The organism is Halobellus inordinatus (assembly GCF_024498335.1).
In the GTDB taxonomy this organism is placed as follows: domain Archaea; phylum Halobacteriota; class Halobacteria; order Halobacteriales; family Haloferacaceae; genus Haloquadratum; species Haloquadratum inordinatus.
In genome coordinates this window covers 17,501-37,918 of sequence record NZ_CP101826.1, presented here as the reverse complement: position 1 = coordinate 37,918, position 20,418 = coordinate 17,501, and the positions used below count along the sequence as shown (strand labels likewise).

18 protein-coding genes and 1 pseudogene (1 of these 19 running past the window's edge) are annotated in these 20,418 nt (G+C 52.9%); 13 read left to right on the top strand and 6 right to left on the bottom strand.

What is annotated here, in order from left to right; genetic code table 11:
* Positions 1-83 precede the first annotated feature (83 nt).
* Positions 84-542, bottom strand: coding sequence for a hypothetical protein (locus NO362_RS13490; protein WP_256546802.1), 459 nt, complete (start codon positions 540-542; stop codon positions 84-86).
* Between the two features lie 266 nt (positions 543-808).
* Between NO362_RS13490 and NO362_RS13485 the strand changes: the two genes are divergently transcribed.
* From NO362_RS13485 to NO362_RS13465, 5 genes are all read left to right on the top strand, one after another.
* On the top strand, positions 809-1,564 hold the full coding sequence (locus NO362_RS13485; protein ID WP_256546801.1) for a hypothetical protein: 756 nt from the start codon (positions 809-811) through the stop codon (positions 1,562-1,564).
* An 80-nt stretch (positions 1,565-1,644) separates the two neighbouring features.
* Positions 1,645-2,112 (top strand): helix-turn-helix domain-containing protein, encoded by a 468-nt coding sequence (locus tag NO362_RS13480; RefSeq protein WP_256546713.1) that lies wholly within the window; start codon positions 1,645-1,647, stop codon positions 2,110-2,112.
* Complete coding sequence (locus NO362_RS13475; RefSeq protein ID WP_256546712.1) at positions 2,109-2,774, top strand: IS630 family transposase; 666 nt, start codon at positions 2,109-2,111, stop codon at positions 2,772-2,774. The genes NO362_RS13480 and NO362_RS13475 overlap by 4 nt, the downstream gene beginning before the upstream one ends.
* A 557-nt stretch (positions 2,775-3,331) precedes the next feature.
* On the top strand, positions 3,332-4,288 hold the full coding sequence (locus NO362_RS13470; RefSeq protein ID WP_256546800.1) for an NAD-dependent epimerase/dehydratase family protein: 957 nt from the start codon (positions 3,332-3,334) through the stop codon (positions 4,286-4,288).
* Between the two features lie 30 nt (positions 4,289-4,318).
* On the top strand, positions 4,319-5,332 hold the full coding sequence (locus NO362_RS13465) for a CgeB family protein (protein WP_256546799.1): 1,014 nt from the start codon (positions 4,319-4,321) through the stop codon (positions 5,330-5,332).
* Positions 5,333-5,366: 34 nt separating this feature from the next.
* Here NO362_RS13465 and NO362_RS13460 read toward each other — a convergent pair whose 3' ends face one another.
* The 3 genes from NO362_RS13460 to NO362_RS13450 form a co-directional block, all read right to left on the bottom strand.
* Complete coding sequence (locus NO362_RS13460) at positions 5,367-6,431, bottom strand: glycosyltransferase family 2 protein (RefSeq protein ID WP_256546798.1); 1,065 nt, start codon at positions 6,429-6,431, stop codon at positions 5,367-5,369.
* A 148-nt stretch (positions 6,432-6,579) separates the two neighbouring features.
* On the bottom strand, positions 6,580-7,755 hold the full coding sequence (locus NO362_RS13455; RefSeq protein ID WP_256546797.1) for a sulfatase-like hydrolase/transferase: 1,176 nt from the start codon (positions 7,753-7,755) through the stop codon (positions 6,580-6,582).
* A 13-nt stretch (positions 7,756-7,768) separates the two neighbouring features.
* Positions 7,769-8,785 carry an NAD-dependent epimerase/dehydratase family protein gene (locus tag NO362_RS13450; RefSeq protein ID WP_256546796.1) on the bottom strand — a complete coding sequence of 339 codons (1,017 nt, stop codon included), beginning with the start codon at positions 8,783-8,785 and terminating at the stop codon, positions 7,769-7,771.
* An 86-nt stretch (positions 8,786-8,871) separates the two neighbouring features.
* On the opposite strand from NO362_RS13450, the gene NO362_RS13445 reads away from it, so the two are divergent.
* The 4 genes and pseudogenes from NO362_RS13445 (at position 8,872) to NO362_RS13430 (ending at position 13,380) form a co-directional block, all read left to right on the top strand.
* The gene (locus tag NO362_RS13445) at positions 8,872-9,762 is read left to right on the top strand and encodes an NAD-dependent epimerase/dehydratase family protein (RefSeq protein WP_256546795.1); all 891 of its coding nucleotides are present in this window, start codon (positions 8,872-8,874) and stop codon (positions 9,760-9,762) included.
* Positions 9,763-10,065: 303 nt separating this feature from the next.
* Positions 10,066-10,950: an MTAP family purine nucleoside phosphorylase gene (locus NO362_RS13440; protein WP_256546794.1), complete on the top strand. Its 885-nt coding sequence runs from the start codon at positions 10,066-10,068 to the stop codon at positions 10,948-10,950.
* A 273-nt stretch (positions 10,951-11,223) separates the two neighbouring features.
* Positions 11,224-12,214, top strand: a pseudogene (locus NO362_RS13435) (IS110 family RNA-guided transposase).
* A 284-nt stretch (positions 12,215-12,498) separates the two neighbouring features.
* Positions 12,499-13,380: an IS1595 family transposase gene (locus NO362_RS13430; RefSeq protein ID WP_256546793.1), complete on the top strand. Its 882-nt coding sequence runs from the start codon at positions 12,499-12,501 to the stop codon at positions 13,378-13,380.
* Between the two features lie 65 nt (positions 13,381-13,445).
* Here the strand turns inward: NO362_RS13430 and NO362_RS13425 are convergent, their stop codons facing one another.
* On the bottom strand, positions 13,446-14,072 hold the full coding sequence (locus NO362_RS13425; protein ID WP_256546792.1) for an FkbM family methyltransferase: 627 nt from the start codon (positions 14,070-14,072) through the stop codon (positions 13,446-13,448).
* Between the two features lie 272 nt (positions 14,073-14,344).
* Positions 14,345-15,667 carry an amidohydrolase gene (locus NO362_RS13420; protein WP_256546791.1) on the bottom strand — a complete coding sequence of 441 codons (1,323 nt, stop codon included), beginning with the start codon at positions 15,665-15,667 and terminating at the stop codon, positions 14,345-14,347.
* Between the two features lie 136 nt (positions 15,668-15,803).
* Here NO362_RS13420 and NO362_RS13415 point away from each other — a divergent pair, with 136 nt between their 5' ends.
* The 4 genes from NO362_RS13415 to NO362_RS13400 all read left to right on the top strand — a co-directional run.
* Positions 15,804-17,276 (top strand): lipase maturation factor family protein, encoded by a 1,473-nt coding sequence (locus tag NO362_RS13415; protein WP_256546790.1) that lies wholly within the window; start codon positions 15,804-15,806, stop codon positions 17,274-17,276.
* A gap of 213 nt (positions 17,277-17,489) precedes the next feature.
* Positions 17,490-18,410, top strand: coding sequence for a radical SAM protein (locus tag NO362_RS13410; protein ID WP_256546789.1), 921 nt, complete (start codon positions 17,490-17,492; stop codon positions 18,408-18,410).
* A 373-nt stretch (positions 18,411-18,783) separates the two neighbouring features.
* Complete coding sequence (locus NO362_RS13405) at positions 18,784-19,776, top strand: transposase (RefSeq protein ID WP_256546788.1); 993 nt, start codon at positions 18,784-18,786, stop codon at positions 19,774-19,776.
* A gap of 553 nt (positions 19,777-20,329) precedes the next feature.
* Positions 20,330-20,418 carry the 5' portion of a hypothetical protein gene (locus NO362_RS13400; RefSeq protein WP_256546787.1) on the top strand. It continues 70 nt past the right edge of the window, so only the first 89 of its 159 coding nucleotides appear in the window; it begins with the start codon at positions 20,330-20,332; its stop codon lies beyond the right edge, outside the window.

Genomic DNA, 20,418 nt, shown 5'->3' with positions numbered 1-20,418 from the left:
TCTTCTACCAGTTCCGACATATGTTCTAGTAACCGTGAGAAGTACAAGGCGCGAATCTGTTTTTCGCCAATTCTGTCAGCCTATTAAATACTGCTGTAGTCACCAATCACCCGTTCCGTAATTGTGACGCCCTCAATAGCACCTAACAGCTTTTTCGCGGCTGTATCCGTTGGCTCAAGCTTTATTTCATCATTTTTCATCTCTATTACTGCTATGTTCGATGTAAATTCGCCTGTACTGTATTGAGACCCATCTGCCTGTAAATAGCACGACGGCAGGCCGCTCAGACGACGGTCAGCCTGCTCTTCCAACGTCCTGAAATTGTCCCTACCGTAGTGGATGATTTGCCGTATCTTTGGTAGCACTTCCTCCCACTCATCAAATAACACCAACTCCCCGTCAGGCGTTTCAACAGCCAAAATATGACTTCTCCCAGTGACGTGGAGCTTGTGTCCGCCTTTGTGAAATACTGTCGGGCTCTTATGCCAATTCTTTTTAGTCGTAGTGTCACGTTTGTCGCCATCTGAACTGAATAGTCCCATAACTAGAGTATGTCTAACAGCGTGTTATTGCTTTATGTGCTATACTAACTGTCTCCTCTATATCTTGCAGGGAGGTTCTGACAAGAATTGAGTAGGTATTGAGCTTAACTAGTGTGTGGCTCGCCTGTCTTGAGTGATCCCAGGTGTGAGGCCTTCTATGAGACCCTGGGCATCGACTGTCCTCGTTCTTGGAAGATAGTACAGCGAACGTGAGACACAATTCCCGACAAGCAGTCTTTTTCCCCAGGCATTGTGTGGTGGTGGGTATGTCGATGGCCATCACGCATTTTGCTGTTGGGGGCGCGCTCACGGCCGTCGTTGCCCTCTATTTATTGCCGCCCTCACGATATGCACGGACGTCAGTCCTGTTTGGCGGGCTCTGGGCGATGGTGCCCGATGTGCATTGGGTGACGCCGGTGTTCGCGACAGAGCTGTATGGATTTCATTCCTCGGTGTTTGCGAACGTCTTCTGGTTCCACGAAACGCTTGACGTGATTGATCCCACCGACTCACGCGAAGTGGCGGCGCTTGCACTCGGCCTCTTCGTGTTCGCTGTTGTTGTGGGTGATCACTGGTCATATACGACGCGGGAGTTGGATGGTGATGATGGGGCACGTGTTGAGGCCATCGAGCCCCTACGATCACTGGCTGTCCTCACCCGCGTTGCTGGCGTCCTCGCCCTCGTCGTCGGTGGTGGGTATCTGGCTCTCGGGACTTTCGTCTTGGATAGTGGGGCCTTCCAAGGACTGTACCTCGGTGTCGGGATGGCTCTGCTTGGGAGTGGCGTGCTGGGAGTTGGTGGGCGTATCTCGATCGAGAGCTGGGTACCCACACAGGTTTCGCGATTGGTCCGTCAATTGCTTTCGTCTATTCTGAGTATCGGACTGGCTCTCATTGGTGGTGTACTTCTCTTCTTACCGCTTCGGGGTGGGATCACTGTACAGACAGGTGGATTTGCTGGCCTTGGCTGTCTCCTGCTTGTGTTGTCGCTTCTTATTGTGCAACTTCGATTTCGCAGCTAGTGCCGCTTCAAGCTTGAACTGCTAGATTTATCTACTCAGAGCACCTCTATACTGTATTCAGACGTGTTCTGAAGTCCATTATGCCGCGAACCCAGAAGTACGTTGTCGATCTGTCCGCTGACGAACGCGCCGAACTCGAAGCGATGCTCTCCGCAGGAATGTACAAAACGCGTGTTCTCACGCGTGTACGCTGTCTCTTGCATGCGGATGACGGCTTGACCGACGAGCAGGTCGGTCAAGCCGTCGGCTGTCATCCCGGAACGGTCGGTCGCATCCGCAAACGGTACGCTGAGGACGGCCTTGCGGCGATTAATCGCCGCGAGGCCGACCGCGTCTACGAGCGCAAACTCGATGGACGAGCTGAAGCCCACCTCATCGCATTAGCGTGCAGCGAACCGCCGGAAGGACATTCTCGCTGGTCGCTCCATCTCCTCGCCGACCAGCTCGTTGCTCTCAACGAGATCGACGTTGAGTCGATCTCTCACGAAACCGTGCGACAGGTGCTAAAAAAACACGGTTGCACCCTCATCGATCAGAAGCGTGGGTGATCAAACCCGAACACAACGCCGCTTTCGTCCACCGAATGGAGGACGTTCTGGATCTCTACCACGAACCGTACGACCCAGCGCGTCCTGTCATCTGCTTCGACGAGAGCAACAAGGAGTTACACAAGCACGTCCGCGACCCGCTCCCGGCCCGCCCGGGAGCGGTCGCTCGGTACGATTACACGTACAAACGCAACGGAACGCGGAATCTCTTCATAATGAGCGAACCACTCACTGGGTGGCGACACGTCGAGGTAACGAAACGCCGTCGGAAACGTGAGTTCGTCCAGCAAATGCAGACGCTCGTCGATGAGCACTACCCGGATGCCGACTGCATCCGGGTGGTGCTCGATAATCTCAGCGCCCACAAAGCCTACGCATTCTACGAGTTTCTCCCACCAGAGGAAGCACATCGCCTCCTCAAAAAGTTGGAGTTCCACTTCACACCCAAGCACGGAAGTTGGCTCAACATAGCAGAAATAGAGTTCAGCGCACTTGCCACCGAGTGTCTTGATCGACGTATTCCTGACGCGGCGACCCTCCGTGCGGAGGTCGCCGCGTGGGAACGTACTCGCAACGAGGACGAATCGACCATCAACTGGCAGTTTACTACTGCCGACGCCAGAATCAAACTCCGTCAGCTATATCCAGCAAATCACGCTTGAAGCGGCACTAGTTTGGTGGGGTACCAATCGTCGATCTCTGCTTCTGACTTAGATTGAGGACAGAATAGGTGGAGCAATCGTTAATGAGGCCGGTTGATGCGCAGGTAAGCTAAGCTATTCAGCTTAGCTCATCTATTTGAGTTTGATACGTACCACACGTCGAACAGAGTGCTTGGCACGAGCTCTGTTTTGGAGCTTCCACATACAATGAATCTGGCTCCGACCTCGACGAAAGGTGGGACACGACGGGTCTGCTCACTCTCGTTGTGACGGCAGAGTCGTTTGACAACAACGCTGTGGCCGTAACAGAGCCCGCCGCCATCGACGCGTCAAAACCTACTGCAGACCAGTCACTGCCGCCGACAGCAACGACTCTGCTCGACCTTTGGTCAGAACTACCGTTCATCACCACCGATCAGGATGAAACTGCTGCTCCAGTCCGTGTGGGTAGGTGACGCGTTGTGGGGTACTGAACCTGTTCTCGCGAGAGCAGGATTTTCCGTGTCACCGTGCGCAGGGCAACATTCAAATGAATCTCTGTTCCTACATCAGATGTAATGAGGGTCCTCGTCTCGGGTGGGGCAGGGTTTCTAGGGAGCCACTTGTGTGAGGCGCTAATCAAAGATGGTCACGAAGTAATTTGTGTTGATAATTTTGGAAGTGGACGGCGTCAGAACCTTCGCGATATCGACTCAGGCCGACTTACTGTGATTGAGGGCGACATTCGGAAGAACATCACATTTCCTCCTGTCGATCGCATATATCATCTTGCTTCTCGAGCATCACCCGCGGATTTCACCGACTTCCCAGTGCGGATCGCACTTACGAACACAGAAGGGACGCGGCAGCTCCTTGATCACGCTGTTGCTTGTGACGCACGAATGGTGTTTGCATCCACGAGTGAGGTGTATGGCGATCCAGAGGTACATCCGCAACCTGAGAGCTACAATGGTAACGTAAATATTCGTGGTCCCAGAGGCTGCTACGACGAGTCAAAACGGTTCGGTGAGACACTCACAGTTGCCTACGAGGATGAATACGACCTTGATGTCCGGACAGCACGTATTTTCAACACGTATGGCACGCGAATGCGCGAAGACGATGGTCGTGTTGTCCCGACGTTCATCACGCAAGCTCTCCGTGGCGATGATCTCACGGTCTATGGCGACGGAACCCAGACTCGGAGTTTCTGCTATGTTTCCGACACTATTGCGGGGCTGCGAGCCCTGATGGAACAAGACGGATTACAGGGAACCGTCGTGAATGTGGGTTGTGAGAACGAGATTTCGATCCAAACCCTCGCTGAAAAGATCCTCCATATTTGTGACACGACAAGCGGTATCCGGTACGAACCGAAGCCGGCTGATGATCCGACGCGGCGTAAACCAGATCTCACAAAGGCGACAAGGATCTTAGATTGGCAGCCAACTGTGGGATTAGAGGAGGGACTCCAGCGCACCATCGCATATTTCCAGGGTGGCGCTCGCAATGCTATCCCATCTCCGGAACATTGACACTACTCCTTGGTAAGTCACTATACAGCAATGGAAATCGGAATTCTCACTTTTGGCTTTAGAGATCTGGCTGATTGGCAGGATGAGTTATATCGTGAGTATGGGTTTGATCCGGAGAATCCGGCGCAGGGGACAACACGATATGCGGACTGGAACAATATCTCGGGCGATTCTGAGGAAGCATTCAGCTTAGCACGCGAATTTCGCGAACTCGGACACGACGCGTTTGTCGCCCACTACGAGAGTGTTGTTGAGGCCAGTAGCGATGCAGATTTGATACTCAGTCTGGGTATCGGCGGTGTCATTGACGAATACCAGGCTTTCGGTGACACGGACGCGATCTACTGGTGGTGGGTGTTAGGTGGGTACCAAGATGATCCTGGTGACTTGGACTTCGCCGAAAAGTATCTCTATGATTCACAGTTTGATGGTGTGATCACTAATAGCCGACAAATGGTCCCAGAACTTCAAAAGCATCTACCAGCGAAACACCTTCATATTGGATGTGACACCGAGAAGGTCACACCGGGAACCGGCACCGATGCGTACGACTGCGACATTACATACCTCGGCTTAGGCAATTACAAGCGCCAAGAACAATATGATATGTTGTTTGAGCCGGCGACCGAGTATGATTTCCGTATTTATGGTGCTGACTGGGAAGATAGTAAGTATGCTGCCTATCATCACGGAATTCTCCCGCGAGGAGATATCAGCGCCCTATATAACTCTGCGACTGTCGTTCTTGGACTTCATCACGATTACATTAAATTCGGGATGGTCAACGGTCGTGTGTTCCGAGCGCTTGGCACCAATAGCATCTACATCGACCAGTATCACCCGAAACTAGACTCTGAAATGGGTGAATATCTCACTCTTGTTGAGTCAAAAGCTGAGATGGCAGATGTGCTTGAAGATATCTTTTCTAATCCCGAACCGTACCAAGAGAAGGCAGCAGCAGGCGGGGAATACGTGCGCGAGCACCACTCCTATAAAGAAAAGTGTAAGGGTATTATCCAATTCCATACTGAAAAGATTGCTTAATTACGCGCGATCCAGACTGCAGTTTTCAGACTAATTATTCATCGTCATTATGCCAGACGCCGTTTTTGGGGACTCGGGGATGGACATAGCTGTGTTTATAAAAAACGAACCGGCGTGTCAAGTCTCGAATCGCGCCTCCTTCGCGAACTGTTTCGCGGGCGTACCCCAGGTAATTCATAAGCTGATAGACATCTGATAGCGCGTATGCTATAATTGATGTTGTCTGATCGGTTGTCGCTTTCCGAAGTGTCAGTCCGATCAGCCAGACAAGACACGCAAGTGGGAGTGTGAGGAAGGGTACTGAGAGCAGGAGACCGATTGTTGTAAGATTTTCTGCAACATTGTCTGTTGACAAACCGAATCTCGGTTCTGTTCGGTTCGGATACTGCTGTGCGAGCCACGCCTCTGAAAGTCCGTAGGTATATGCACGCTGAATATTGTCGATTACCCCGTTCCAGCTATCAGTCATATGATACACTTTCGCTTCAGGTGCGGTAGTGAGTGTGTATCCTGCGGATTTGAGCCGTAAGCCGATATCAACATCCTCTCCCGAGACAACAATCGGATTGTCTGTGTCGAAGTTTCCGACTGCTTGCACATCTGGAACAGAAAAAGCCGCATTTGCTGTGGGGGCCCACTCAACGGTATCTCGCCACACGGCGACTTGGAGGGGATGGACAAATGGGGTAAACCGATATGCTTCAAATGCTACTGAACGCTGTCCCTCAAACACTAGTGGTCCGTAGATTGCAGCGACATCATCAGTTGCCGATTGGATGGTTTCTCCATACGCAGCTAGCAGCGTTTCGTCGACCCGACAGTCATCGTCGACGAATAGTAGCCAGTCAGTCGCTGCAGTATCAATCAACTGTGCCCGACCAGCAGGCGCGGTCCCATCTGTCTCTACGAACTCTACTTTACACTGAAGCCGTTCGTTGAGCACACTCACAGCTTCCTCTACACCGTTCCCAGCAACTAACACTTCAACAGATCCCTCATAATACTCAACTGCATCAACTAGGGACTCGGCTAGGTTTTCTAGCAGAGAGAGCCGGCCGGGAATGGTCAAAATACCGATTGTTATCGACGGTTCAGCCACCATCATCCTCCACTCTGATAGTCATTCTATCAAGTTGATCAGTAAGCTAATATACTTGTATCTATTCTTTTACTTGGAACCGACTTCTAATCGAACCACTGAGTAGCCAGTCGAGAGTGTGAGAACGAACGCTGACACTGGTGTGGAGTCACGAGTATCCTAAATTGTGCAAGCGCTCTCGGGCAGCATCACTAAGTTCGACTGACTCATCAGCGTTTGTATTCCGTGTTGTGTAGAACGATCTGATATCCTCTTTGACATTAAAATCGAAGTCGGGTGACCCGTAGCTCTCCGTCCGCGTTTGATAAGACCGGAGAAGATCGAAGATATGCTCCCACCGTCTTGCCAGATATCGCTGTTGGCTATCAAACAAATCATCAAGTGCACCGACAGTTCGAATCCACCTTGGAGTGTCTGTTACTACTGTGCCGCCATTGGTATTCCAGACACTCTGATACTTCATTGACTGTCCACCAACTCCTGGCAATTTGAACTCGGTCTCATAGAAGGAATACCGACGATCAGTACGCTTATCGTCGTGTTCCGGAACGCACCCATCACAGTTATCCAGAACTGCTGCAACTGTTGGGAATAGATCCGTGTGACCGAACAAATATTCTTGTGAATTTTCTGGGATGTCTGGGTGAATAAATATTGTAGGAACATACACAAGTTCGGGACGGATGGGACCGTTGTGCCCAAACATTCCGCCCTCTCCGAGCAGCTCGCCGTGATCTGAGGTGTAAATAATCAGTGTATCAGACCGAAGCCCGCGGTTTTCAAGGGACTTGAGCCGTCTGCGGAACTGTGTCACGTCCTGTCTGACACCTTCCACGTAGCTTCCTCGAAGTGTCTCAACTGGAGTATTTCGGTTTGATTTAAAATATTCGGCGGCCGTTCCAGAATTAGACCCATACGGCGCGTGTCCGCCGTGGGCTCGCTCCATAAGCAAGAATGGTTCTGTGACCCCTTCAAGTGGCTCTGTTCGATCGGTCGGTGATTGGTTAAGAACGGAGTAGATCGGGTCGTTTCCATCCCCTAATCCCAATGTGTTCACGAACTCAGCGTGATATCCATCACAGTCGAATAGGGTTCGCAGATTCTCCGGGAGACGGGATCCAAAATCCGTTACTCCGTGTGTCGGGAGGTACTTTCCAGTCACCATTGAAGCGAAGGAGGCCGGACTGTGAACTGAGGCTGCGACGGTTTTTAGACACAGGCCTTCAGTCCGCAACTCCGCAGGCGTGCTGTCCCACCGTACCGCATCCGCTACGTAAATATAGACATTCTCGACATCAAGGGACGTAATCTCCGGAATCAACATCGTGACCTCTGGTTTAGCGCTCAACTAGGTCTGTTGACAGCCGCTGACTGACCTCCTCTTGGTCGTACTCTTCTTGATACCACTTGACAGTTTGTTCAATTCCTTCCTCGAAGCTAACATCTGGTGTCCAGCCGAGTAGTTCTTCAGCTCTCGTTGTGTCTGCCGCTCGGTGTCGGACCCCAACGGGTTTGTCTAGGTTCCGCTCGATCTCGTTTGGTTCCCAGTCTAGGGCGTCAAATATCGTTTCGATCGTTTCATTGATCGTCACATAGCGGCTAATACCTGCATTCACCGCGGTCCCGTCGGTGATCTGTTCCGCCGCTAGCCGGAGCGCTTTGACGATATCATTGACATAGGTAAAGTTCCGAGATTGTCCACCGTCGCCCCAAACCTGGAACGGATCCTGTTTGGTGTAAGCCTTCGCGATCAGGGCCATTACGGCGTGTGTCTCATTTTCTCGCGGGCCGTATGCAGAAAAGATTCGAACGATACTGGCATCGATATCGTACTGCTCCTCAAACGCTTGTAGGGATCGCTCTCCCATCAGTTTCGCCCAGCCGTAGACCTCATCAGCATAAGCTCCTCCCCGCTCATCAAAATTGACCATTGACTCCCGGAGGCGGACCTGATCCTGTTGTATATCTGTTGGGTATACGCACGCACTTGACGCGAACGTAATTCGCTCAACTCCGTTGTCGACGGCTGCTTCGTATACCGTCGTATCCAGAGCCATATTGGTAGCACAGTTGGCTGGATACTCTGCGATGTACCCGCGCCCACCGTGGTCCGCTGCGAGGTGAAAAACCGTGTTGATCTCTTCTGTCACTTCATCCGCGAATGCTCGCCGTTTCAGATCTCCCCGGAAAAACGAAATTTGATCTCGGACGGCTGAGAGATATTCCAATGAACCACTTGAGAGGTCGTCTGCAACACGAACGTTGGCACCTCGGTCAACCAGCGCCTCTACCAAGTGCGAACCGATGAATGACGCACCGCCTGTCACAAGCACGCTCTCGCCAGTCCAGTTCATCTACCGAGGACAGTTCATTCCGCCAGCATAGATGTTTCGGAGCCGAACCCCCGGAAGTTTTGATGTCTGTAGTTATACCCACACGTATGCAGGACGTCCTTATAACGGGCGGACTCGGAGAATCAGGCCGTTGGATCATTAACGAGTTTGTCTCGAACGAATACCAAGTAACGTCCCTGGACCAGGTTCGTCCAGACTGGGGACCTGCCAGCTCCTACTACGATATTGACTTTCGTGAGGTAGACCTCGCCAACGGAGGTGAGGTTTTTGAGATCATTCACGAAGTTGACCCTGATGCTGTCGTACACTGGGGTGCGTATCCAAGTCCTCTCCAGAGCACAGGTGGTCGCGTGTTCACGAACAATGTCGAATCAACCTATCACGTCCTGACTGCGGCTGGACAGTGCGATGCAGATGTGGTTTTGGCTTCGAGCGAAGCCGTTTACGGATATGCATTCGCTGAGACTCCGTCCCTCCCAGATCACTTCCCGATTCCGACTGAGGAGCCAATGCAACCGTCTGATGCGTACGGACTTTCCAAGATGGTCGCAGAAGAAACCGGAAAAATGGCGGCGCGACGGTACGACATTTCCGTCACTGCTCTTCGTCCGGCGTGGCTTCAGTACCCCGGCAAGTATGACTGCTTGGAGATTCAGTCTGCCCCAGAGTACGGGAAACCCCACTTTTGGGCTTACTGTGATATCCGTGACCTAAAGCAGGCCGTCCGTGCTGCTGTTGAAACCCCCCTTGACGGTTTTGAGGCATTCCACGTAATGGCAGCAGACAATTATATGGGTGAACCGACGGCTGAACTCATCGAACAAGAGTTTGATGCTACCCCTGAGACGGTGTCAATTTCTGAAGACGGTGTCGCTTATTCACTCGCAAAAACTCGAGAACTACTGAACTGGGCCCCTTCCTATTCTTGGAAGACCGCGGCTGACGAACACGTCAATCCACCTCTTGAAAACGTGTGAACCGCCTCGGGGTCAAGTGGTTCGAGACGCTTCGCGTCTCGTCATCACGGAGATCTTCGATTTCCGTCCGACCCCGTGGCATTCGCCTTGTATACCCTGTACATTCCCCGTAGAGTGGTTGGAGGAAACAACATCTGCTTGCTGCATACATTCTCTGTCCTGAACGAACCCTATTCTGGCGTGAGGGCCTTTCTATGACGCCCTGCTGTGGAGGCTCTCAGAACTTGCGGTTTCGAGCGCGGTATGAGAACATCCAGTGGAGTTAGGAAGATTATTATGACCACTCTCCCACCCTCGACTCGAATGTCAGACGCGGCGACCTTATCCCTGGGCGACGATATCCAAGAGATGGCCGACATCGGTATCGTCGGTGGGTATGGATTTGCGGACCGTATCGACATTGACCGAGAAATCGACGTTGAAACGCCGTTCGGTGAGCCAACGCATCCTGTTATTATCGGGGAGATGGCTGGCCGGAAGGTAGCTTTCCTGTCTCGTCACGGACGCGGACGAAATGTCCCGTCGCAGTCAGTCAACTTCCGTGCTAATCTCTTCGCCCTCTATCGTGTTGGTGTCCGCCGGCTCGTCTCTGCGACAGCCAACGGTAGCTTACGGAAGGAAATTGGCGTGGGAGACGTCGCTGTGCCCACTGACTATATCGATCGCACAAAGCGCCGGGTCGATACTTTCTTCGATGACTACCCACCCCGCCATTTCAGCTCGATGCAGCCGTTCTGTCCATCACTAAACGACACTATTGAGAGTTGTTGTGATGCTGTCGGTCTCACGGGGCACAACGAGGATGTCACGATGGTCAATATTGAGGGTCCCCGGTTTTCGACCGAAGCTGAAAGTGAGATGTTCCGACAGTGGGGTGCCGATATCGTTGGTGGCTCAACTTATCCCGAGGTGACGCTAGCCCGAGAGCTCGGTATGTGTTACGGGAATTTTGCACTTATTACAGACTACGATGTTGGTGACTCTATCCCTGGGATAGAGGAGGAACCAGTGACGCTCCAGATGATTGATGACCGCCTCGCCGAGTATAATACCCAGACACGTGACCTAATGGAGCAAGTAATTGAGCGGATGCCTGCGGAGCGATGTGAGCATTGTCAGGGACACGTTGATCCGGCGACGAGTGAAGCCGATCCGGTGTGGGAGCATCGACGTCCCGATATGTTTTGACCCCGGCGGCTAACTCCGCTGATTGACCTTCTCAACGTCCAAGTCCAATTGTTTTGATCGACGCTCTTGGATAGAGAATCTATGAAAATCCCGCACCTATGCCCCTGGAGCGTGAACAAGGTGCTAGGGGCTGGCTGAGGCCGATAACAATCCAGTGCATCAAGCACGTGGTTAGAGAATGGTCCTAGGCCGTGACAAGACGCGGAAACTTGTGCCAGAGAGCACGCATAGGAGGATTTCCTGTTCACGCCACAGTCCCAACGGAGGCGTCCAATGTACCTAGGAATCGACACCCACACAGAGTACTCGCAAGTTGCCGTCGTGGATGACGACGGCAACTTGCAGGACGAGATTCGCTTACCAAACGACCGGCTTGGTGAACTCGCCAAACAGTACGCCGGTGGCGAAGCTGCAATCGAAGCCTCCGGCCACTATCGTCCGGTGTATGAGATGCTCGACGAGCATCTCGATGTTACCCTCGTTAACCCATCAAAGAACCGGATTATTGCCGATGCAACGGTCAAGACCGATCGCATCGACGCCAAGCGACTCGCACATATGCTTCGGGCGGATATGCTCGCCGAGAGTTACGTCCCCTCGGACGAGATCCGCACCCTGCGGGATCTCGTCCGAACCAGAAAGTCGCTCGTCGAAGAGCGGACAGCTGAAAAACCGCGTCAGAGCTGTCCTCAAGCGCACCGACAACGCCTACGACAGCGAGTTGTTCGGTCCCACCGGTCGAGAGTTCACAGCGGAACTCTCTCTCAGCCATACCGACCGAACGATCGTCGAGGCTCATCTCTCCGTGATTGACGAGTACGACGAACAGATCGATCGGTTGGAAGAAATAATCGAACAGAAGGTACTGGAATCGCCAGCAGCCCAGCGGCTGCTGTCGATTCCGGGTGTCGGTCAATCGACTGCTGCGTTAATCGTCGCAGAAATCGGTGAAATCGATCGGTTCGACCGGGACGAAGAGCTGGTAAGCTACGCCGGACTCGATCCGATGGTTCACCAATCTGGTGACACGGAAGTTCACGGCAGCATCAGTAAAGAGGGCTCAGCGCCCCTGCGCTGGGCCCTCGTCCAGTGCGCCCACGTTTCTGTTCGGTACGACGACTACCTCGGGAATTTCTACACAAGGTTGAAACGACGAAAGAACCACCAGATAGCGATTGTCGCAACAGCCCGGAAGATGCTGGTCTCGATCTTCTATATGCTGAAGCGACGGGAAACATACGACCCACCGGAGGTGAGCGCCTGAGCGATCGGTCCGATCGCTCAGGCACAGCACTCCTTCGACCGCACAGCGACCGCTACCGCAATCACGTTCCCCCGCCTGGTGGACGTCTAGCTACCGCTATCCCGGTGCAGTATGGTGATTTACAACCGACGTTCGGGTAAGCCACCAGCTCACCCGAACAATTATTGTCTGAGAATCGGGATATGGCGGTGCGGGATTTTCATAGGAGGATTGTTGGTGAGTTCTCAGCAGTAGCTGGAAGTCACAGCGGGCAAGGGTGACGCGACCGCGTCACCCGACGAACAATGTTCCCTATCAAGACGTTCGTCTCGGAGCGTCGCGCCGCGAACCTGCTGGAACAGGTTCGCTGGCGCGACGGCGTCTATTGCCCACGCTGCCGTGGCGAATCTGTGATTCGGTACGGCAGCTATCGCGTGTTTCAGCGGTATCTCTGTAAGGATTGCGACCGCACATTCAACGATCAGACCGGCACGATCTTCGAACATTCTTCGGTGGCGCTCAGAAAGTGGTTTCTCGCCGTCTACACGTACATCCGCTTCAACACAAGTCTCAGGCAATTAGACGTAGAGATTGACGTTTCATACAAGACGATCTACCGGCGCGTCCAGCGCGTTTTGCGAGCGCTGGACGCGCCTCGACTACAGCTCGAAGGCCCCGAGATAGATGAATTCTACGTGAAAGCAGGTCTCAAGGGCCGCGAGCGCGACGGCTGGTCGCGCTCGCGTGGCCTGTCTACGCGCGGACGTGGAACATACGCTGAGGACAAGCCCCCTGTGTTTGTTCTCGCTGATCGCGGCAGTGGTGAACGACACGTGATCCCGACGAAAGCCGCGACCGAATCGAGGATTCGACTCCTGCTGGCCGACCGCCAGCAGGAGTCGTTAACCGTCTACACAGACGGCTTTCGGGCATACGATCCACTTGACGAGGACAACGCATTCACCCGTGAATACGTCGTCCACGGTGACGGCGAGTACGTCGATGGAGACGTTCACGTGAACACCTGCGAGAGCCACGCGTCGCTGGCGCGACGGTGGCTCTCGCCGCATCGAGGTGTCTCTAAAGACAGACTCACGCCGTATATCCGAGCGTTTCAGCTCCGTCGAGAAGTGTTCCGCAAACCGGGGAAAGAAGCGCTCAAAACCATCCTCGAAACTGCGCTATGACTTACCAACAATCTCCGCCACAAGAGCGTTGATCGAATATCAAATGAAACTATACCTCAACCGTCTCAGTCAAGCTCAGATTTTCGTGCCCAGAGGAACTGTTGCACGCGTCCGCTCAGCTCTCGCTGTGTGAATCTCTCGACGGTGAAACCGAATGTTTCGAGCCGCTCTACCAACTGGCTCACCTCTGCGAACTCACCGTCTGTGTAGGGCTTGCGGAGCTTCTTCGGATGGACTTCACAGAAGACGTGTCGACAGTTGCCGTTTCGGAGTGTTTCAGAGAAGCCTTCAACGATTGCCAACTCGGCTCCTTCCGCGTCAATCTGCATTACTGTCGGTGGCGGACAGCGATCACCGGCGATCTCATCGCCAGCGATCGATGTAAGCTGCTCATCGTGATTCTCTGTCTGGTCGACAATATATGATCCGCCGTCCCAGAGGTCCGATGCGCGACGGCGGAATCCAACCCTCATTTCCTGTTCGAGAAGCGGTTTTGTGATCAGTTGCCAGTCCGCATTGGCAAGCCGTAAATTCTCCCGGAGTCGAGAATGAACAGCCTCGTTCGGTTCGAACGCGACGATCCTCACATCTTCAAGCGCTTCCGTAGCTAGACAACTGTAGAAACCAATATTCGCGCCAATATCATACACAACGTCTCCCGGCTCGAGACAACGTAGGAATGTCTCGACCATCGGCCGCTCGTATCGTGCACCGTCGCAAAATGAGTTGACATCACGAGGATCTGTCAGCGTGAACGTCGCACTGCCACCGTCGTACTCAACAGTGACTCGATCAGAGAGCACAGCAAGCAGAATACGCCAGTAAATCCGCGAAAATGGTGTTGATCTAATCATTTCGCCCAGTTGAGACGGGAGTTTATTGCGAAGACGGCGATTAAGATGATGAAGTCGCAGGCCGACTCTCGTGCGAAGATTCATTATGCTATTACCCCGTTGGCGACAGATTACTGATCCTTTGTCGATCCATCTCGGTTCAATATTCCGGTTTCTGAGCCGTGCCGCTCAAGGACAGCAGTTGCGGCTGAACGAGCATCGGCGAGAACCGTCTGTTCGTCCATTGTTTCAACGTGGTCATCGGCCATAAGCACCTGGCCGTTGACGATGGTTGTGGTTACATCCCGGCCGCTAGCCGCGTACACCGCATTCGCAAGCAAGTTATGTTGAGGGGTAAACTGCGGTGTTTCAGTTTCTAGAACGATCAGGTCTGCTGAGTACCCCTCCTTAATCATACCTGTCGGCAGTCCAAGCATCTGGGCCGGAGTATGCGTCGCCATCCGTATCGCTTGGTTGATCGGGACTGCACTCCCGTTATTCGTGCTCCCTTTGGCAAGCAGTGCGGCTAATCGGACCTCGGAGAGCATATCGAGATTGTTGTTTGATGCCGCGCTATCGGTGCCGATGCACACTTCTACCCCCGCTTCAAGCAGGTCAACGACCGAAGCTATCCCTGTTCCTAGCTTGAGATTCGCGGACGGACAGTGAGCGATCCCAACATTCTGTTCGGCGAGCAATTCTTGTTCTGTCTCATTTAGGTGGACACCGTGAGCGGCGAATGCGGTCGGTTCCCAGCAGCCCAGCTCATTGAGATAGTGTGCAGGACGGACTCCACTGGACGATTTCACCGAGCGGACTTCATTGACCGACTCGGAAAGATGCGTGTGAAGCAGAACTCCGGATGCAACAGCGTGGTCAGCAAGCTTTGATAGCGCCCACTCTGGACACGTATGTGGCGCGTGTGGCATTATCGCAGTGTGGATTCGACCGCCTGCAGTCCCATCGTATTCGCGTGCAAAAGATACTGCACGGTCGATGGCTGTCTGGATCTGCTCATCTCCAGATTTAGTTGGCAGGACACCCTGTCCTAACACTGCTCGGAGTCCAACATCGTCGACTACGTTGGCTACAACGTCCATATGACCGTACATATCGACGAAACAGGTCGTCCCTGTTTTGATCATCTCCAGTGCAGCAAGCCTCGCTCCAGCTGCAATCGTCTCTCGCGTGAATGAATACCCGATCGGATTCATCCGCTTTGTCAACCAATTTTCAAAAGATAGATCTTCACCATACCCACGGAGCAACGCCATCGGTGAATGCGTGTGTGCGTTGATGAGCCCTGGCAGTACAAGATCTCCAGTAGCGTCGATTACCCTGTCCGCGTCGTCTACCTCGCCGACAGTCGCAATTGTTTCTCCTTTAATGCCAACGTCTGCTCGGACCACATCTTCGCCTGTAAAAACGAAGCCACCGGTAATGGCAGTCTCCATACGAAATTGTATCCCCTGTGGTTATTTTACTGAACTCTCATATACCAGTTGATGTCGCATTACCCGCTGGCTGACACCATCGCCAATCGAATAGGTTAATTATCTATCGTGGTATCACGCAACTGCTGATCTGTCGATGGAGTTGCTCGGATCTCACTCCTACGCTCTGGCGAAGTTCATTTTCCAGCGTGGGCTCGGATTCTGTTATCTTCTCGCGTTCGTAGTTGTCGCACGACAATATCTCCCCCTTTACGGTAGTGATGGTCTTTTACCACTCAAAGAGCGGCTCGATGATCCCCAGCGTGAGACGCCACTCAGTTTTTTCACCTACTTTTCAGGAGATTGGGCTCTTCGTGCTGGAGCATTCGTCGGGATTGCTCTTTCAGTAATTGCCACTGTGGGGATTTCAGATGCTTATGGAACCCCCGTTTCAGTAGCTGTTTGGGCCACACTTTGGCTCCTCTTTCTTTCCTTTTACAATGCCGGAACCACATTTTTCGACTATACCTACGACTCGCTGTTACTGCTTGAACTCGGGTTTCTTGCTGTCTTTCTCGGCGGTACAGGGACGGCTACACCAGATCTCATCGTCTGGCTCTCACGCTGGACTCTCGGCCGGCTGATGCTCGGATCAGGGCTGGCCAAACTCGCTGGTGATGTTGACTGGCGAACGCTTGATGCCCTTTCATCGTTTTTTGAGACAGTGCCGTTTCCTAACCCCTTGAGTTGGTATCTCCACCACCTGCCGACGCCACTTCTTAGGACTGCAACAGGGCTAACACTGTTACTTGAACTCGTCCTTCCAGTACTCTACTTTTTTCCCCAGCCGTGGGCGACCGTGGCCGGTGTCATCACGATTCTCTTTCAACTCTGCCTGATCTGTAGCGCAAACCTCGCATCCATTAACGTTCTCACAACGGTACTGGCCGTCTTTACGATTAATGATACAACCCTTCGATCACTTCTGGGGACTACGATTCAGACGACCCCCCTTTCTGATGTCCATCAACTCGTGGTGTGGGTCGTGTTTGTGGTGGTCATTGCACTCAGCTACTATCCCGTCAAAAAAATGCTGTTTAACCCAACTGGCTTTGTCCGGTATGACGCCCTCCCGATTGTCAATACCTACTGTATGTACTACACAGTCGCGTCGACCCGTTATGAAATTGTCTTGGAAGGAACGAACGACAACTTGGATGCCGATCCGACGTGGAAAGAATACGCATTCACTGAGATCCCACACGACCCTGCCTCTCGCCCCTCACAAATTGCTCCGTACAACTACAAACTGGAGTTTCGTCTCCAGACCGAATCGGGCGGCGGCGCTCCTAGTCCGTGGTTCCAGAGATGTATACAACGTCTGCTCACCGGTGACGAGCAGATTGCCTCACTATTACAAACAAACCCCTTCCCCTCGGATCCACCCCGATACATCCGTGCAATCGAGTACGAGTATCGATTTACACACCCGAGTGAGCGGGCTGCGACGGGTGAGTGGTGGGTTCGGAGTAACCCAACTATCTACTATCCACCTGTTACCCTTGAGGATCTACCGGACGATCGATGTGTTTCGGAGCAGTCGTCTCCACCGACATTCGGGAACTGGTGAGCCTCTTTGCTCCCAAATTATAAACTATCGAACGTCTATGTGGGTCCTATGAGCGGTGTTCCGTGCGTTCGTCCGTGGACCGCGATGCACTTTATGGGGGGATCGAAGGGAGTCAAACATTGTTGCTGGCACGATTTTAGCTTGGATCCCGCAGAGTACGACTCGATTGAAGCGATGTGGAACAGTGAAGAGTCACAAGCAATCCGAGAGACGATGCTTGAGGGGAAGTACCCGTCTTCGTGTCCCGAGAGTTGTCCCGTACGCAACTCTGTTGATGAGGGTGTAGAGTGGTTTGACGAGCGCTTGGAAACCGAAACGCTGACTGACGCTGAACGATCAAACCTCCGTCAGCTACGCTCTGCAGTTTCCCACGGGAAGTCATCGCTTGATGCGACCCCACACGTGTTGGCGTTATACGATTCTTTCGAGTGTAATGTTGACTGCATTATGTGTTGGGAGCAATACTACGAAGAGGGTGGTGTTGGCCTTGAGACCGATGATTACCCAGATTATGGGACATTCTTCGATCGTGCTGGTGTGATCGATTATCAGGGTGGGGAACCACTGCTCGGCGAAACGTGGGCTGATCTTGTCGACACATTTGAAAACCATCCGGGAAAGCAAGCACGGCTGATTACGAATGGGCTCTTACTCGATCCGGACGTTTTGCGGCCGTATCTCTCCCAGATTAAGTCGATCAGTGTAAGTCTGAATGGCGCCACGAAAGAGACTCACGAAACAGTCAATCGTGACTCAGACTGGCAAACTGTCCTCAACAACATTGAGGCCTTCGTCGATACACTTGACCAAGCAGCAGGTCCGACACCTAACATCTATATCGGGATGGTAATCTTACCCGAAAACTACTACGAGATACCGATGTTTGCTGCCCTCGCAGAGGATCTTGATGTCGGTGCTACGTTTACGCTTGGCCGAGGAGATGGTTTTGAAAAGGCCGATGATCAGAGCGTGATCAGGTATACGACGCCGCGAGATCTCTCGATAGAGGAGTGTGAACAGCTTGTTAATTTATGTGAGACGACGCTTGCGGACTATCCGGACCGATACACAAATGGTTTGGAATCTGTTCTCACTGGTATTGAAAAGACCCACGACGTTGCGGCCACGGCTTGATAGAGTAAGCGCCACTCAATGCTACTCGCTGTTCTTGTGATTTGATATTTGCGTTGGTATCGACTCCTACTTGCCATCCTCCTCCTGAATGCGGAGGAATCCTGACCGCAGTTGGGGTCAGTCCCCACGACTGAACAGTAGGTGCCGAACCTCGGAAGGAATTCGATCGATCACCAATCCGGGAGAGTGAAGCAGGCTCGATCAACCGGTGTTCGCTTCCTGTATGAGGAACTGCAGATGGAAGCACGTACCCAGTAGTTCGGGCCGATCCCGGAATCAGATGTCCGCGTCGTAATGGATTCACTACACTTTTGGCGACACTTGGAGCGTGTCATAGAAAATCTCCCAGGGGAGGCCGCAGGGTTTGGAAACTGTGTCCAGCAGTACCAACGCCCTGCAAGACGTAGCTTCGGTAGACGACTTCTTGAATGCGGCGGCTACCGAGACAGTACCGCTGTTCGAACATCTTGAGTTCGAGTTTCTACTGGAATACGACGTGTTCGCCCCCACGAAGCGGGGGCGAACACGAGTCCACTCGCCACCAGATCTCTTTCGTGGCTTTCTGCACTGCTACTACGAGGATGTCTACGGCACACGTCCAGTTACACGGGAACTTCAGAACGGTCTCGTCTGGTACTACTGCGGACTCGACAAACCGCCATCCAGAGACACCGTTGACCGCTTTCTCACCGACCTCGAACACGTTGTTGACGATATCTTCGACAGGCTCGTCGAGCAGGCCGCCGCCCGCGGCCCGCTCGACTCCACGTATTCTATCGACTCGACCCACGTCGAAGCGATCCAATACAACGACGCTGCCTCGTGGAACTACGATCCAACAGCCGAGGAGTACTACTACGGCTTCGGCTGTACGATTGTCTCAACCGGCGCAAAGATCCCGATAGCGGCTGAATTCACACAGACCAAACAAGCGGATCAAGAGACGGCGATGCGCGTCACGCGTGACGCGCTCGCCGTCGCCAAGCCGATTTGGATGCTTGGAGACAGCGCCTATGACATCCTCGATTGGCACGACCACCTGCTGGCTGCAGAGGTCGTGCCAATCGTTCCGTACAATCCGCGAAACACTGACGACCCGAAAGACATCGAGTACAGAGTTGAAGACCGGATTGAGGAACACAGTGAGGACGTTCAGCTGAAACAATCCATCTTGGAGGAGACGTACAACCACCGGACAGGGGTCGAACGAACCAACGACGCGGTCAAGGACTGCGGCCTCGGGCGCGGACGTGCCCGAGGCCGCGTCCACGCACGAACAGAAGTGTTCCTTGCGCTCTGCCTGCGACTCGTCGTTGCCATCACCAACTACGAGCGAGGGAACGGTCCGGGTTGTGAGATGCTATGAGATGGTTTCTATGACACGCTCCTGCGTGGCTAAGTTGATGGGGAATAGAGGACACTTTAACTGCGATTGGGGATTGAATAGAGGGGATACTCTTTGCTGAGATTGGTTGCTGCGCTACCTAGATGAGCTAATCAGCTTAGCTCAGCCGCTTAGCTTAAATAGATTGTGTATTCTGTTCTCGCGGGTTCGGTGCGGAGTACTGCATACGAGTGTATTTGCTGGCTTCGGGTGTCTGCTACTGGTGTTGTCCGTAATCTGTTCGACGGCGTAGTGCGCTTCGTGAACACTTTGCCAGCAGAATGACCCTTGTTCTTGACTCTGAGAACACCTATGACGGCTGAAAATAACGGTCGACTTCGTATCTCTGTCACAACTGGAAAGTGAGTTGTGGAGACAGTTACGGCTGTAGAACTGTAAAATATTAGAATATATGTATTATTGTGAAACAAGTCTGGGCCTTCTTTTAACTGGTTGTTGTAGGATGATCTGCGACGACAACAAGAGCCCGAAAGCCACAACCGGTATGTATACTGCTCACAAAGGACACTAAAATATGAGCAATGCAGTTCAGCAGCTTCGAGAGGCACGAAACCAACTGCAAGCGGTTGCCGATCAAGTTGATGACGAGAATTTGAGCGAAGA